A 17,640-nucleotide genomic window follows, 5' to 3' on the forward strand; every position below is an offset into this window, starting at 1 on the left:
TAATTAAATCGTTGTCTCTTTATCTGCTAAACTCATTAGCCCGGAAGCGTTTTCCACCTTCACTTTAAAGCGATTGTAAATCCGGTTGCCATCCTCGTCTAACGTTACCAGGCCGGGAAGAGGATAAATGGCAGTCGAAACTCCAGGAGCAGGGGTTATTTTACTGATCATTGCCCAGTTACCGCGGCTGTTCTGCTGATAGAGATAATAGGTAGCTTTTTCATAATCCACGTCCCACTTGAGTTTTGAATCCTCGTATCGCAGTACCGGGGCCTCGGGGTTAATAAAGTCTACAATAATTATGGTCAGAAGCTCGGATGGCAGTGAAAGGATATCCTCTGTATGCTCTTTTTCATTGATGATCGTCCGAACATAAACTACGCGGTAGAAGATGGTCTTGCCAATAAGCGGCCTGGGCAACTCGGAAAAATTATCGCTTATTACCGGATTGGCAATCCAATTACTGTCAATTCCGATTTCTAAAGCCAGCTGCATATGTTCGGGCGAGTCAGCATTTACCAGATCCGTAGTGCGATAAAGCCTGATTTTATTTACCTGATCGGACTTGGTAAAGGAAGAAATGCGCAGGCTCACCGTAACCGGATTGCCAGCTTCATCCGGTACCATATTGATTTCTGAAGAGCTAATGATTGGCGCCGGGGCTGGAAGCGTATTTAAAATCGTTACCGGACCGGCCAGGTAACTGAGCCTGCCGGTTATCAAATGGTAATCTACTTCCGCGCAGGTATAGAAATATTGGCTTCTTGATGTACCGCTCAGATTATAGTCAGTCAACCGGATATAATAAGTATTGGGCTGATCTTGGTCATCGAACTTTCTCACCATTGGGAACGGATCAAAATTAGGACTCGACGGGTTCAATAAATTACCATTGATATCTTTAATAGTTGGCAGCTTATTCTCGGTCTGATGGCCGGTCCGGACAAACTGGTTTATTATAGTTTGTTCAGAAAGCGGCAATAAGGTTGAACGCACTGCCTTCAGGTATTTATCATATTTCACATTTGGATTATCCGCGCTGTCGGTAAGTCCAGCCTTATCCGGGTCTGGTAATGCATAACTGTCGTTGCCTTCTCCATAATTGCTAAAATGCCCATCATTATTCGGATCAAAACGCAGGTTGACCATGTCAGAAGCACGCTGACGTGCGTCCGGATCGTTTTCGATCAATGAAAGGCGGGTCTTTATATCAGCAATCGTATCGGGCTGATACAATGCCCGGTATACTTCTTCATCGTTAGTACGATAAAACATAAAGCCAAATGGAAAACGCTTTAGTCCGTCATTGTCCGGTTCGATACGTGCGTCCATAGAAAAGGCAGCCTTTCCGGTCATATCCGGCCTTACCTTATAGGTTTCCAAAATCGGCGCATTCAGCTGTTCAGGCTTGATCACGCTACGGGTTAGCAATACAGCGGGGACAGAAAGCTTTGAGACCAAACCTGTTACTGAACGGGAATTGACAGACCGCATTCCAAAAAGTATTTTTTTGCTTAGCGTGTCCGATGCTGGCAGCAAGTCCGACCTGTTAAAATGAGATCCAGGTGCCGGTTCCGGGAACAAATACGCACGGTAGCCTGGATGAAAGTTTACGCCGGGAACGAGCGGAGCCTCCGGGGTCGAGGTACGTACCGGCTCTTCAGCGTATGAGGCGTCGTAAGCATAAACCAGCAACGGATTGAACTGCTCAATTTTGATCACCTGAACCGATTTACGCTTCACGGACCCATCCGAAGCGGACGCAGTAAGCGGCATGCGGATTAGTCCGTTATTCCATTCTACGTGCGGCGTTTGCAACGTCGACGGATTATTTGCCCCCGGCGCTTCCGGATCAAACGGCAGGTTAACCTGCGGATGAGGTGCAAGTGACACAGCCTGGAATTGAATCTTGTAATAGCCAGGCAAGCTCGGCTGGCCGTCGGGGTTGCTTTCAACCGGCGTGACAGCAGCAGGCCCGTACACTCCCCCTATGAGTTTTCTGGTAACATAACCTTCAGAATTAGTCTCTGTTTCGATTACCGGCGCGGTGGTGTCCCCGAGGTCGACAAGCGAGATCTGATTATGCACCAGTTCCCAATTGGTTGTGTCACTGAGATTTTCAATCATAGAAAAACGGCTGTTAATCTCCGGCGCGATATACACTTTTCTCGCTGCATAAAGGTTGGTACCTGAGCCATCCTCGCTTAATTCTACGTTATAATTCTTTTCAATCGTAATTACAGGGCCCAGCGTTCCGGCTGTAATTGCCTGAACTTTAAACTGTCCTTCTTTTGTAGAAAGGATACTGTTATGAAATTTGTCAAAATTAACCGGGCTTATGTTCGGGTTAACTGGCGAGCCATCAAGCGAATCATAAATACCAGTAAACAGCCGCAATAAATCATGGTTGCCAAAAACAGGCAGCGCATTGATGATTACGCCTGTAACTTCCTGAGGTTCGCCAATTTTAAACAGTGCCTGTACTTTATCCGGCTTAGCCAGGCGCGCCTTTGACAAATCACCGGGGTCCTGCAGATAAGAAATATCCGTAATGTCCAGCCAGTTGAAGTTTACCCTCGTAAAGCTTACATCAGCGGCGTCCCCAAACTGACCGATCCTGTGGTCAAGCCAGTACTGCTCCCGTTGGGTAGAGAACAAAGGTTCCGGCTCAACCTGTATGTAGTGGACATTAAAGTCGTCTGGAGCGCTCAAGCGGTTAAATTCAGGAAACAGCGTTACATCGGTTTGCGCGGTGTCGCTGTTCTCTGATACACGGCCTAATAAATCTATTCCATAAATCGCATACTCATGGACGCCGTTTTGTTGCTCCATGTGGATGTAAAGGCTATCCGGGTTGTCAGGTACCGGGATCGTTTCCTTAACCTTTCCTTCCGGGAATGCGCCGTTATAAGCGAAATACTGATGCCCTAAATTTTGGGTGTCGGTGATAGCAGGTTTTTGCCAGGTACTTTGTCCGGCAAGACGGTATTCCACGCCGTAAAGTACCGGCCTTGGATGAATGAACTCGTTATCATTTTCATCCGCATTTAAATCTGCGAAAAAATCATATCCGCCTATCTCTTCCGCAAACGGCTGTCGGCCTACATTAACGATACGTTGCTCGGCATGGATAGAATATCCACTTTCATCGACCATCCCGTTGCTCAGTTCGTCTGCCTGGGGGAACGCATAGTTTAATGGACGGATTACCGGCTTGAGCGGTAATAAATAATCGGCTTTGCTTACGGGTAAGCTTAAAAATTCATGTGTTTCTGTCTCAGCGGAGCCTGGCAACCGTGGTGCCGTATAGGTGATTTTAAAAATGTATTTTATGGAGCTTCCGCCTCCTGTCGTATCAATATGACCAAGACCGAGCATCCGGGCAATATGATAGTCCATTGCCATTAGATTGAGGACATCAACATAACTGATCTCTAGCCCGTCTGACACCGGATCGGCGTCGATGCTGCGCAGCGTATCCATAGCCCTCGGATCCGTGCGGCTCAGCAGCAGGTACCGTTCTACAACTTCCTTCAGGCTGGGCTGGTCGGGCACCGAATCCAGCCATTTATCCTTATAATTCTGTACCCGTACCTTAGATCCTCCGGTGTATTGCGGCCAGCTGTTATCTACCGGGTAAGCAGGAGCCTCCAGGCGGTCAAACACCAGGCTATCCTCGACCGACAGGCTAAACCCGGATCCGATTGCAGTCCAATCCGTCTCGGTTTTGGATTTGAGCTGATCATGGTATGTTTCAAAACTCAGGCTTTGTAAATAGGCGTTACCGTCTTTTTTTATGTGGACGCGATAAAGGTCGTTACCCATCATTTCTTCGCTTATCGCGCTGCCTGTGGTGAGCTTGAACGTCCTTCTTATACTTGAGGGGATATCGCCGCGTTGCGTTGTACCTACTACGCTAATGGCCCGGAGTTTCAAAACAGCAGGCAGGGTATCCACTTTTCTTTTGACCACCAGGCCCAGCGTGAAAAATCGCTTGTTTTTCACCTCTGCTTCCAGCAAACCATCGTAGCTTTTTAAAAATCCAAAATGATCCGTGACCGGGTCGGACGTAGCCAGCAAACTGTCGTATTGCTGTTGATCGGAGAAAAAAAGCTTTATACGGTCGGTAGCAACCGTACCTCCGGAAGAATGATTAACGATATAGGTCCAGCTCCGGGCTGACGCATCGATTACCGGCGTGTTTGTCTCCAGGTCAAGCGTAAGTTTAATTGGCGTGTATGCCGAGCGGCTGAGCTGCACATAGTCATTTTGGAGATTGTAGCCTGAAAGGCCGGTGCCTGAAGCCTCGTAATCGCCGCGCGGGATATGGTTTTCGCCCAACTCGCCTGTCAGGCTCCAGCGGAGGTGGATGCCTGCCGGAATTCCATTTTCGCCGTTCGATCCCGCTGCATGAAGATACAGCGAGGAAGAGTTGTTGTAATAGAATGAAGATACGGGATCGCATGGATTAAGCCCTGCTGCGTCCAGGTAAGTCTGCAACTCATCGAAGGCATCCAGTACTGGTATCAGCGCGGCATCAACGGACAGCTTCACCAGGTCGGCCAATTCCGAAATTCGCAGGTTCAGCTTTGCCAAATCTGCCAGTATCGCCAGAAAAAGGTTGCCAAAGGCAAGCGCGCCGGTGCTATCTGTCCCGGTATTGAAATCGGCCGACGAGAAATCCAGCGGCTCGAATTCTCCACGGAAATTACCCGCGCTGTCGGTGCTTTTTCCATCCAGCGCAGCGAGCACGCTACGCGTGCGGACGAAAAGCCGCCTCAGGAGGTCTTTTTCGAAAGTATTCAGTAAGGCCTGCAAACCGGCATCACCGTTGTAGGCCCCGGAATTATTCTGCGCCTGGATAGCGGCCAAACAGGACGCCATAGCGCTGTAGTCCGCTGAAAAAGCATAATATCTATCGGCTGTAGGCATTCGTTTATATTATTTGTTGTTGGTTGTCTTTTTGTCCCCTTATAACTCTTGCGGTGCAATATCGATCAGCGGCGTTTCATACTCGTCGAAAAGCGTATTGAAATCATCCCCGTCGAATATCTTATGGCGGAAACGCAACTTCATTTTTCCAGCCGGGATCGCCATTTGGGAATTCGTGATAAAAACTGAACTGGTGTCTGCTGAATGGATATAAATAAACCCGCTTTCCGCTTGTACAGAATTATCGGATAAAGTAAGGCTCAGGCCTACTGTATCGGCCAGTAAATCTCCCGCTAACTTGGGGTCGTTGAAGGGCTCCGGGTTACGGACTAAAACACCCATTATCGAGGCGCTTCCGGTACTAGGAACGATATTGTTGAACACCGTAATAACCGTCCCCCCTACCGGCAACCAATCTGTGATTTGCAGGCCGCCATATATAAGCCTATCAAACCTGGTTGCATACCGTAAGGTGTCTGGCGGATCATTCTGCAAATTATTATCTATTAAAAGTTTAAGGCGCGATTCAATTTCGGCAGGAGAGAAAAACACATTTTTCACATACGCCGCGTAAACCGGCGCCGGATCCGGATAATTGAGTATAAAGCTCCGTACCTGTTCTGTAAAAGAGGCGTATCGTGAGGTAAGGAAACCGAAACGGTGCACTTCGTTTCGCTCAATGGCTGCGCCTGAAGGCTGATAGATTGCGCTGAAAAGAGCTGTATACAATTTGCCGGGCTGTAAATCAGGAAAACTGTAAGCACCCTGTTTAAGCCGTTTTCTGATTGGCGTTGGCATAGAATAACAGTTAGCCTGCGCAGCAATCTTGTTCATCAGGTATAGCGCACGCTGATCCGGAGGCAACGAAAGGTAGTTATCATCTGTCACCAGTGCATCCTTAACCGGTTCCCATACCAGTTGCTCGGTTGTTGCATTGCCATAAGTATCAAGCAGCACCAATTCAAGGCTGGAACTCACCGGAGGAAGGTTTTGGTAGGCAGCCCAATCCGCAAACATCGCGTTGATGTAAGGCTTCACAAAAAAGAGCTTGACCTGCGGCAAATGCCAGAACACAGGCTTGCTTAAATTAAACCGTCCTTGCGCATCCGGGTAGGAACGCTCAAAATCGATGTAATGCTTTAGGTTGGCCAATTTGAACTCGGATGCACGATCACTTTCCGCTAATTCCTTGTATTTAGGATTGCGCTGATGGAAATGTCCTACTGGTCCTGCTGTCTTAAAGCCGAATATATGTGTTTTTAACCCTGGAGGAGAGGTTGGTACCGTTCCGTTGACCTTATCCTGGGTCCTTACCCTTACCGCAAAAATGGTATTCGGGCGCCATACAGGCTGCACAGTGCGGTCCAGTCCGTCGCTCAGGATTTTTACCTCATCGATAACGTGGGCCTCGGTCACCGGATTATCGATTACCCGCTGGTGAAGGCTGGTACTCATAAAGTTGACTTCGCGAAGGTAGGTATGCGTAGGTTCGGACGAATAAACCGCGAGCTGGCCAGGTATATCAACCGTTGCTTTCAGGACTTTATCCAGATAGATAGATATTTTCCCTGCTTGGCGGTCAATAGATATAAAGATGTTTTTAAACTGGTTTTCGCTTAGCTGTTTGCTACTGCAATCAATTGCGTATTGATCCGTAACCTCCGTACTCCAACTACTGAGTTCGTGATAACAGCTCAATACCACGCTGAAAGAGGGAACATCTGCCAAGGCATTATATATTGTCCCACGTGCGTTGGTAGCCCGTTGTACGAGGTGAACCGAGTAGCCTTTGCTGTAACCTGAAGAGGTGTCATGGTTGATTTTATACAGCAGTGTCCTAACGCCTTTTATCCATGGGTTAACTGCTACCGTGAACTGGAATGAGAAGTTGCTGTTTTCTACCAGAAGGCCGCTAAAAAAGGGCACTAGCAATGCATCCTGGCTGCTATTGAATAAATAAACATCATTGGATGCATTTTGCCCGCTAGCGCTTTGTGCGAAGAACGCGGCAACGCGATCCGGAGTTCCCGTTACCAGTCCCGGATGATTTCCTGTGCTGCTCGCCCGGGAGATCATCGGCCATTGACCGGCAAGGTCTGTTTGGTCACGAGACAGTTTGTTTATTACTTCCTGAGCAGAATAGCTTCTGGTGTAAAAACTTACGTAAAGCAGTGCCTTGGGAAGCTCGAAGGTGTTATAAATTGAGGATAGGGTACCAAGCACCGGGGTTGGAAGATCAATATGCCCCCCGATTACCAGATTTCCGGTATAGTTCAGCCGCCTTTTCTCATTGAAATTTATGAGGACCTGGTGAATGGGTTTTGTGATATCATTATAGCCGATCAGCTTGTCCTGCTCAGTTCTTCCAACCTGTTGGCGGCCGGTTTCCGATAGTATAGGTATAGCTATTCCGAATAACGTACGGTAATATGTCGTCGTGATAAATTTAATTGTGATGTCATTTTCATTTGCACCGAATTTTAGCTCCATCGCACTCACGGGTTGAGGCAGATCGATTTTGATACTTCCCTGATATCCGTCCAGATAAAGATCATTCCGAACGACCGACAGATCGGCCTTAACCGAAGCATTCATTCCAATGATGGTAAAAGGCACAGCCTTAAAGTACTGCGTTTGGTCGTTGTCGTAAACTGTATCCACCAGTTCGTTTTTCCAGTCGACAATGGTTTTGCCCAACACCGCATCATAGCAAAATAATGCCTTCTTCGGAAAGTTGCGTGCATCCATATCGGATATCACGTTATCATCCTCAGTCAGGTAGCTGAACATATTTTGCGAAAGTAGCCGGATCTTATTATACTTATTCGGCTCTACAAGCTGCCAATACCCTTGCTTAAGGGTATTAAGCGCAATGGCCGAAGGCCCTGTGTTAGATTCTACTATTGCGGTAACCGCTTCGTAAACATTATATGCTACCCACTCACCGCTTGTAGTGTCGCCCTTCCAGGCGAAGATGTCGATTTGCTTTAACTCAAACTCATGTTTAACCTGGTCAGACTTTCCTTTCTGCGGCGGAAGGAGTTCCATATAGGCGGAGGCAATCTGACTGGCAGAAGAACCTAAACTTACATTTCCGGTTACCGCCGGATCCGGCAGTGCACCCACAGGGGTAATAATCGGCTTAACCGGTTTTAGCAACTCAATATCGATAAAACTATCCAGCGGGATGGTGACCTGCCCGGAAGTTTCTTCATTAACAAAGCTGATCGCCCATGCAGAGGACCCTGGGTTAGGAATAGTTAAACTATTTTCATTTGTGACATAATTTAGCTGGAAGGTTTCTTCGGATAAAATATTCGTAGCAACGGCTGGCAGATATCCTGTTGCCGCGTTTGGCAAGGCCAGCACCGGCAGCGGCTCAAGCAACTCATCGTTATGTTTGTTGAACGTCCAGGTGATATCAATCTTAACCCTTATCCTTTTGAAGATGATTTTTACACTTACTTCCAACCCGCCGGTTATAATAAACGGATGCGGTGCCTCTACAGCCAGGTAAACCCTCACGCTGAGGCCCAGATGAACAAACCAAATTCCCACAACAGCCCTGCCGCCAAACTCGATCCTCCCGCCAATCTGGACCGGCTTAAAGCTCAGAAAAGCGCTCAGGTCTACATAGGCACCAATTTCAACAAAGGCAGGGCCAAACTTCCTTTTAAACTCATACTTGGCACCTGCCCCGGCTTTTATTCCTTGTGAGGATAGCATTACATATGCATAACCACTAAATAGGGTAAGTACCTGCGCCCTTATCCGCAGGTTCTCTGGTTGATCTACGCCAAGGTTAATATGCCATCCTGAAGCATGATTGAAGTAGAACGCTACATCCAGCGTACCGCTCAGGGAGAATATCTTCCCTTTCCACCCGCCACTGGATGGCACATTATAGTCGACACCGAATTTGGCCTCGAACGAGCTTTTGCTCAGGGCAATAAACGCGCTGAAAGGGGGATCGTTCGGATCGTTCAATCCTATTCGGCTCCGTAGTATGCCTGCCTGCCCTTGCAGCAGGAAAGTATCCGGGAAGTTAAGCAAAAGGAATATTTTTACGGAGAAGATAAGCCCGGAGTCAAAAGAGGTGGCGATAGAAACGCCGGCACCAATCGAATATCCTGGCTCATCGGCGAACTTATCAATTTCAATCCCTTCGTGATTGGTAATCGTACTTTTTGCTTTGTAGTAATCCCACCAGGTGGAGGATTCCGTCAACCCTGCTACTGCAGTTTTGGACGGGATGTAATGTTTGCCGAACAAGCCGCGGAAGCCGTAAATTCCGAGCCCCGTAGCACCGAGCGGGATAGGCGTAGCGAACTCGATACCCGCATCAACGATATAGTTAGGTACTGCAGGTTGCAGCCGCATGGCGGCAGACCCGCTTAGTTTCAGTAACGGAAGCGCAAACTTAACAGAACCGGTGTATTCTACTCCTGCCCGGGAATTTTCATTCTGCGGGTTTTTCATACCCAGATAGCCCTGCAGGGTAAAAATGGCATTCTCTTTGGCACCAGACGGAACAGTGATATCGATCGCAATACCATCGATACTCATAAACTGATCAAATGGCTTATCAGTACTGTTGTTATCTATCGTAAAATAATATTTTATTCCATTGCCCCGAACCCCGAAGCCGGCAGTTCCTGCGTTGATCATGCCATCGAAACCGAAATAAAGGTATTTCCGGTCGATAAGCACATCAGGGCCGGTAGTTCCCGGCGGCTGGTGTTTTTTTAACTTCCTGGTATAAGGCCCCAGTGACATATCGGTTACCTCCATTGATACCGGCGGTATATTCAGGTAAAATGCTTTAGGCACTCTTAATCCTCCCCCTGCAAAATCCAGGTCGCCGTTATCCCATATCCGCAGCTTATCAATATGGATGCCCTGCGGCATGATTTGATGCACTATGTCCAGGTCGACAATAAAGTCGAGTTGGCCCGCCATCTCAAAATAATAACCTTTAAGCTCTTTGCCAAACTTGAGTTTTTCCAGATGCAGCGTAAATACGTTCGGAAGCGTTAGCGCCGGCAGGGCATTCGTATCCAACGTTATGCTGAAATCGCCTTTATTATCGAAAGAAACCGCAATACCAATTTCGACAGGGACGCCGTTGTTGGTGAATTTCGTGAGCGTAAGTTTCCCACGGATATTCGATCCGATGATAACGTTCTGGCGGAAGGTGATGGAGAATTCGTTTAGTTCAATGGCGAAGTCGTTGAACTTTCGGAAGATTGACCCGTTTGCTTCAAGAGCGATTTTGCCAGACACCCCTCCAGTGCCAATTAGCAGGTTGTCCGCCCTGATACCGATACTTGTTCGGGTGGTGTCATCGTCCCCAAAACCCTGGAAGCCGATATAGGCTTGTTTGATATACATGCCGACAAAATCGACCGGAAAACCCGCCGCGTCGGCCTCCGGAATATTGCTGGTGCGGCTGAGATCTAACTTGCCCCCTGAAAAACTTAATATCAGCGGCGTATTGCCGATTTTACAATAGGTCGGAAAAAGCGTCCCTTGAAATTCCATTTGATAGCCAAAACCGGTTTGAAGATCAAAATCTAAATAGGCATCGGCCATTTTAAAGTATGCGCTTTTTAAATGTCCGGACACATCTAACGTTTGGTCTACTTCTAAACCATTCGCTCCCTCAACCATTGGAAGAAGTACAGAACGCGGAAATTCAATGGCTGCACTTAAAAGGAATGATGCTCTGGCTTTAGGAACAATAATCTCCTGTACGTAGTCTTCCAATTTGCCAGGTATTAAGGCGGAAAAGAAAGAGTTAAGTTTTTGTTGTGCGTTTGCACTATTAGCGGAGACATAAATATTGAACACAGTTAAAAAAACCTCTTTGTTTAAAGCTTTGACTTGGGCTATAAGTTCTTGATAGCGGTTCTCATCATTTTCGTCAACAACAATATCGGATCCGTAAAGATGATTGATATCAACGATGAGCTGTTCGAAAGGAGAATTCTCTATATTAACATGAGATATAAAAATTTCTGTTGCAATCAAAAGAACTTGTTCTTCCGTTAACTGAAATATATCTAAAGCTAAAAAAAAAAGATCATCAATAGAAAAGGAAAAGCTTTTTAATTTGAAGTTTTTTACTATTCTTAACATTCGCCATTCCCAAGACACATTTAAGGGAATAGAAGAAATACCACCGTCTTCATAATCGGGATTAAGGACTATGTTAATATTGGTACCTGGTAAACTGATTGCCAGTTTTTTCTTCGTAATTATTTCTAAACTATGATAAGCACTACTGCCATCCACACTGACTGAACCTGTATAGTTTTTATAGTATAAATTATCTAAAACTTGTTCCAGCCCGCCCTCTAAGAAATTGAGAATTTCTGGTAAGTCATTAACATCAATCAAATTTGATAATTCTGGATAATATTTAAAATCAGTTGGAATACCTGGCATAATTTTAATTCTGAAACGATTAATAATAAACCTTACTCTTCGAAGTGCTCTATTTGGCTGGTAATTATTTGGCCTGTCAAGCCACTGATTATAAGTTTCTGGTAGGAATTCCCCCCCTTAGGAATAATTAACCTGTAACGTGGTTCATCGTTTGAGTCATCTTTGTACATCAAAACAAATTGCCTCTTGACAACAAGGTTCAAATTAATATTATAATCAGACTGAAGTTTGTCAATCAAATTTGTCGGAGTAAAAAGATACTCGCTATTGATGTTCAACTGGCTCAAAATATTACCTGATTCGTCGTAAAATTTTTGTATTCCTATAGGGTTGTTATAAAACTCTACGACTTCAGATTTAAGCTGTAGGTTTGATTTATAATATGTCTTGTAAGAGCTATAAGGACTGCCCGGATCCCGTACCGTCTCCATATAATCGGAATTTTCAACAAGCTGTATTTCTAAGCCATTTTCGGAAAACTCTACAAAGTTTTCAACCTTAGATTCCTGTAATTTAGTTATATAAGAACTCTGCATTTTTGTGTTATTATGTTTCGAAATTGCCCCATTATTTATTTTCGCGACTTTACAGGCGAATAAAAAAAAAACTACCATAAACCAGAAACCGTGTCTTACCATAATTGCTTATTTAATATATCTGTGCACAATTTTTATCTGCCACTCCCATAGTTGCCGCCTGACTACATCATTATAACTCATATAATTATCGGTTGCTGTTTGGGGATTACTAGTAGTAGTAAAATCAGGATAGACGAAGGCCTGATCGGGGGTATCGATTGTTAGGCCTGAATCTTTATGTGAGTGATATAGTCCTAAGCTATGAAAGATTTCATGTATCAGCGTAAATGGTACCTTACCACCAAAAATCAAAACGCTGAACTTCCCAAAGCCCTCACTTTTACCGGCAAGCACAACCCCAGAATTTTTAACACCAGCATCGGAGAATATAAATACTTTTAAATGTCGGGAATACGTAGAATTTATTTTTTGCTTTAAATAACTGTATATGGTACTTTCTTCGGCCTTTATCTGTCCGTTATCAATGTAAATTCCACGACGTTGGAATTTTGGATCAAGGTCAAGCGGTAAAAGGATAGTATCAACTTCCGGATATACCAGACATTGTGCTAAACCATTTTCTAAATTTGTGGTGTCTGCTAACAGTAAAGAACCTGTAAGTGAATGACCAGAACGTGTCGACGGATTTGTTGTAATATTAACGTATAAAATTTTTAATCGTTTCCTATCAAATAGTGAGTTTTTCGAAACCATTATCATTCCCGCAAGGCTAGCATCAGATCTAGTGAATTTTCCAGCTGGGTAAGATAAAATCCTGATTTGCTTACTTTCGTTAAATTCTTTTAAACACGTTATAATTATAAATTTATCAGAAGAGGTTTGAGACCCGTTGCCAGACGTTACCTGTTTATCAGAAAGTATAGGCTTGTCGATTTTAAAAATATTTTTATCATATTCAAATTCAAGTTTATTTAATGGTTCATTTATATCTACTAGTACCTTAATCGAAACAGTCTCTTTATAAAAAGGACTTTGATTAATAGAATCCAGGAAGTTTTTAGAAAACATCCGTAAATATGGCATGTAGTATTGTTTGTCCGAATTTTGAGTAGGTATAGCGTGGTAAGTCGCTAGTAGCGCTTTGTAGGCTTCATTACTACTTTCAAATTCAGTATTGTTATCGCTTGTAGTTCTTCGCTCGTATCCACTTTGAATGATGTCTTTGTATTTAAGGTCGTTGTTGTCACCAACTCTTAAATAATCAAAACCGAACTCACCACTATATTCAATTATTGAAGGATCAGAATTATCAGTCGTTAATGTTCGGAAATCCACTCGCGATTTAGCAAACTCCTCATAGAAAATCTGGCTCGCCGAATATTTAGCCGAAAAGAAAAAGCAACCGTCTAACGAGTAGATAAAAACTCTATTGTCTACTCCATTGGAATTTGTTGGAAATATACTGCTTACCAATCCTGTCCCATCTTCAAAATTTAACCCGACAAGATATTTTTTATACGATTTATTAACATAAGTGCTATTTACCTCCTCTTTCAATACCAAGAAAACCTTATCAGCATGATTTGGCAAAACCGTTGGAGCAGTAAGGGGGGGAGCTACTGCTTGATTGAAAAGGAGTTTGTTATATTCTTCTTCAATCATACCTACGCCAAAGAATGAATATTTTTTCAGAAAATCACTTTCATGAATTATTGATAAAGACTGAATGGTTGCCGATCCATCCGTAATTTGCCCACGATAAATAGAGCAATCTGAGTCATCGAAAACGTTTTTATAATATTGTTTCTTATCGACATTACGGTAATTAACTCCAGATACAATGTTTTCGATACCTAATTTTACTAAGTCGGCATCCGGACTTGATGAACTCTTTACAATAGCGATAAAAAGTCTTCGTTTCACCGTCGTCCCTTCCATCAGCCCTTCATCAAAAAACACCTTGTTATGAACGATCGCGGCTGTTTTAATAACAGGAGAAAGATTTTTTACAGAATTACTGTCTGCCGTTATCCAGTAATTAGCCTTCGTTTCTATTGTATCAATTTTAAAATATGTCGCCATATTAAACGGCCACAAATTATCAAAATACTGATCGTTTAATCCTTGTTTTAAATTGCAACTAACGATTATAAAAGAAGCACATGCAGATTTTCCATAAACCGGAATAGACAACTTAACTGGCTCCATGCGATACGATAGAAAAGTTCCGTTCAAATTTTTCAAATTTGGCCAGCTTGGTTTTTCCATCAAATCATTGTTATTGGGGGCAATGATATAAAATGCCGCAAATCGTTCTAATTCACTTAAATTTGGGTCAGTAGATCCTTCAAGGCCAATATCAACTATTTTTACATTACTTGTATATTCATTGGCCGATGAAAAATTTTGAATTAAAATTGGCCACCCTAACGTATTGTAAGTAGTACTAACATGATCTATCTCAATTGTTCTGTCAGCCGAAAAATAATTATACGAACGTTCTCTTTCAGCGAATACCTGTAAGTAGATTTTATTTTTATTTTGAAATTTCTTTAATATATTTTCGAAAATTAACGAATTGGATTTAATCCCTGCGTTCGATACGAATGTTTTTATAGATCCACAGTCGATATGCGAACCCCAAAAAGCTGCCGGGTCAATAAATTGATGTATATTTTCTTTGAACTGCTTAACATTTGTGATAGTTGAGTCTATCACAAAGGCATGTGAAAGCTTTCTTGCATATTTTAGATTTAGACTAAATGATTCAGTTTGGCGGTCAAGTTTAAAATCACCACGATCTAAAACAATATCAAATCCCATACCACCGATAAAATTCCCAATGTAATCACCTTCTTCACATGATGGGATTTGATAATATAAGCTATTTGTATCGTTGCTGGAATTAGTAAAATAATCGTCAATTAAATTGGCTTGCGACTGATTGAACGGATCGTAACCGATCAAAAATGAAGGAAAACTGTCCGGTAAGTTATTTTGATTTTCATCATTAGTGTTGAATTTTATGTACTCATCCCAAATTTTTTGCAAAAAAAACGGCTGATTAATATCAGTCACATTTTTAGGCACCAAAATATTGTTGTTTAATACGTCAGCTTTATTTAACCCTCTATAAATAAAAAACTTAATTTTGAAAGGCCCGTAAGAATCTGCGGGCTTTAAAATATAATTAACTTTTGTGGGATCCTCGTCGACCGGTTGAATCAAAATTCGGCCTTTGCAAACGGCATAAACCTTTGTCCTTTCAACAATATTTTTTGCATGAACTTTTGATGTTGTACTAAATCCATTTTCGCTTATTGGTCCGAATCCGTCAGTCAGAAAATTACTATCATCAGCGTCTGATAATTTAACGTAGTCGGCGAAAAAGTGCGAATTTGGTTTATAAGTTATTGCCATAATAAAAATCTCTTGCTTAAAACTCTACTAAACCGGTGTTGATGCTTTTTATTAAATTTGATTGTTCCAATTTTAAATAAGAATTGGTCAGTTCTTATTTACATCATTCCTTCAGTCGTATCCTAAAAATTCAATTGAACCTGTATTTGTTATTTTGTTGAACTTGATTGTTCCTATTTTAAATGACGAACCAGGACTACTTAATTGATTCCTGATCTGGGTTTTGAGCTGACGGGCAGTTGTAGATACTAATGTACCTCCCGTATTGACAAAGCTATTATTGACTATGCTCATGGAGCCTCCTTTGTAAGTAACTAATTCAATATCAAAGTCGCCCGAAAGATAAGCGCCAAACCACACAGCATATAATGCGATCTCCACAATATTCGGTGAACTTGGAAAAGCTGTAATAAACTTCCTTATACCAACTAAAACACCTTCATAACCCGATGCACCTCTATTGTCGAGCCCCCACCATAAATATGAGTCCGATTGTGGAGAAGCATTCGCTGGCACAGTGGCCGGTTTGCTATAACCTACATACTGATTATCGGCCGTTGTACCATTTTGCTCGTAACCAACCAAGATATCAAGGTCAGTTCCTGCATTAGCCCCCCAATGATACCTTATCGCCATAAAATCAAAATCTCCTATTGGAATGGGTTTAACGCGGGTTTGTATCGAAACCTTTCTTGTGGCAACATGATAAGTCAGTTTGATGATCGTTGTCAGATCCTCGGGCACATGACTACCGTTAGCGCCGCTAACGATGTCGCTGCTGAAATAAACGATATCGCCAAGATCATAACCACCGGTTACGGAGGGCAAATAGCTACCAGGGTGGCCGCTTAGTGTCATTATCGTTCCCGGACCTTTCAGGCTATACGAACCCTGCGCAACACCTTCCGCACTTCCCCTGCCTTTAAGGTAAAATACCAGCTTGTCTTCATTAGGATTATCCGCTACCAGTTTGGCCACGTTAAACTCGAATCGCCATTTCAGGTTTTCCTGTGCAATTAAGTCAGATGCCAGAATAACTGCGCTTGCAGGCGTAGCGGATGGCACTATGTTCTTTCCGCTATATGCGGTCAGTACTGGAGGGAAAACCTCCTCGTTTTCTGAAGTGTTATCAAACATACCTATGACATCCAGTGCCCCCGGACTGAAAATATCAACTACCAAAACCCCCAGCTTGTCGCTTGTATCATTGATGGTGATTGTTTTTTTCAGTTGAACAGCGCTATTTTTTTGAGCAGAAATCTCGGCTGTGCGCGGCGTCTGTTCAATCACTGCGTTGGTATATGCACGAAATGAATTGCCGAGGAATGTACCGGCAGGTGAAAATAGGGTATACTCGCTGGTATGGTCAATGGTGCTCCCATTTGAATAGGTTGCTTTAACAAAGAAATCTGCCGTTGCGCCTTCATCGACGCTGTCTGGTCCCGTGATAGCAAGTGAGGTCAAAATTACCGGGCTAGCATCTTTAACGTGGATGATTTTGGTGAGGTTTCCCGCCGGTCCTCCGGACGCTGTGATGGTAACATTATCTCCACTGTCATTAAACGTAGCGTTAGACGGTGCGCTGTATATGTTACTGCTGAAAGCCCCGTAAGTAGATGCAAAAACATAAGCCGTGGTAACATCCTGTGTACTTCCGTCTGAGAACACGTAGTTGACAAAGTAAGCGGCTTGCTGCCCTTCATTTACCTCCTCAGCACCTATAATCACTGTTTCGATAAGCGTCTTACAAGTTTGTATTTGCAGCGTCTTAATTCCCGACCATCCTCCGTCCGTTAAAATGCGTACGCCAGCTACGTAACGGCCACAAACTAAGTCGGCAGTTAGGCTAGTACCTTTCTCGTCGATAATCAGTTCACCATTTAAAAACCACTGACATAACTTAACCAGTGCCCGGTCTGTAGGTGAATCAAACGTCAAGGCAAGGTCGATCTGCTGACCTGGAAAAAACGGGTCACCAGTAATGTCAAAGCCAGGCCCAGACAGACACGTAATAGTACTCATAGATAGATTTTCTAAACTAAAAATTAAGATAATAAGTGCCAGGGGGATGACAATTGAATTATGCTTAGGTTGATGGTAAATATAGGTCATTGGTATTAACTTCGTATTAAGTTTGAAAAATATTTTTCTTTTCAATTGTTTAAAATTATACCGATACTGCCTTGACGATAAATTTCAAGTTTGAGCCGCCGGTTATTCCGGTCGTTAAAGCTGCCTTGGCGAAGCGGATTACGTTCGAATTCTTAAGTTTGGCTTTAAACACGCAATGCGGGAAAGAGAA

5 protein-coding genes are annotated in these 17,640 nt (G+C 43.5%); all 5 read right to left on the bottom strand.

The window, feature by feature from the left end:
- Positions 1 to 3 precede the first annotated feature (3 nt).
- A complete protein-coding gene (locus E2R66_RS23620; protein WP_134737957.1) occupies positions 4 to 4,884 on the bottom strand; it encodes a hypothetical protein in 4,881 nt (1,626 codons plus the stop codon).
- Between the two features lie 87 nt (positions 4,885 to 4,971).
- The gene (locus E2R66_RS23625; protein ID WP_133235571.1) at positions 4,972 to 10,698 is read right to left on the bottom strand and encodes a hypothetical protein; all 5,727 of its coding nucleotides are present in this window, start codon (positions 10,696 to 10,698) and stop codon (positions 4,972 to 4,974) included.
- Positions 10,699 to 11,411: 713 nt separating this feature from the next.
- Complete coding sequence (locus tag E2R66_RS23630) at positions 11,412 to 11,915, bottom strand: hypothetical protein (protein ID WP_134737958.1); 504 nt, start codon at positions 11,913 to 11,915, stop codon at positions 11,412 to 11,414.
- A gap of 108 nt (positions 11,916 to 12,023) precedes the next feature.
- Positions 12,024 to 15,338, bottom strand: coding sequence for a zinc metalloprotease (locus E2R66_RS23635; protein WP_133235575.1), 3,315 nt, complete (start codon positions 15,336 to 15,338; stop codon positions 12,024 to 12,026).
- Positions 15,339 to 15,449: 111 nt separating this feature from the next.
- Positions 15,450 to 17,495: a hypothetical protein gene (locus E2R66_RS23640; RefSeq protein ID WP_133235577.1), complete on the bottom strand. Its 2,046-nt coding sequence runs from the start codon at positions 17,493 to 17,495 to the stop codon at positions 15,450 to 15,452.
- Positions 17,496 to 17,640: the final 145 nt, after the last annotated feature.

Source organism: Mucilaginibacter psychrotolerans (assembly GCF_004519315.1).
Taxonomy (GTDB): domain Bacteria; phylum Bacteroidota; class Bacteroidia; order Sphingobacteriales; family Sphingobacteriaceae; genus Mucilaginibacter; species Mucilaginibacter psychrotolerans.

Bases quoted from the DNA above. Each gene is read 5' to 3' on its own strand.
- E2R66_RS23620 (WP_134737957.1), bottom strand. From the start codon at position 4,884: ATGGCGTCCTGTTTGGCCGCTATCCAGGCGCAGAATAATTCCGGGGCC.
- E2R66_RS23630 (WP_134737958.1), bottom strand. From the start codon at position 11,915: ATGCAGAGTTCTTATATAACTAAATTACAGGAATCTAAGGTTGAAAAC.
- E2R66_RS23635 (WP_133235575.1), bottom strand. From the start codon at position 15,338: ATGGCAATAACTTATAAACCAAATTCGCACTTTTTCGCCGACTACGTT.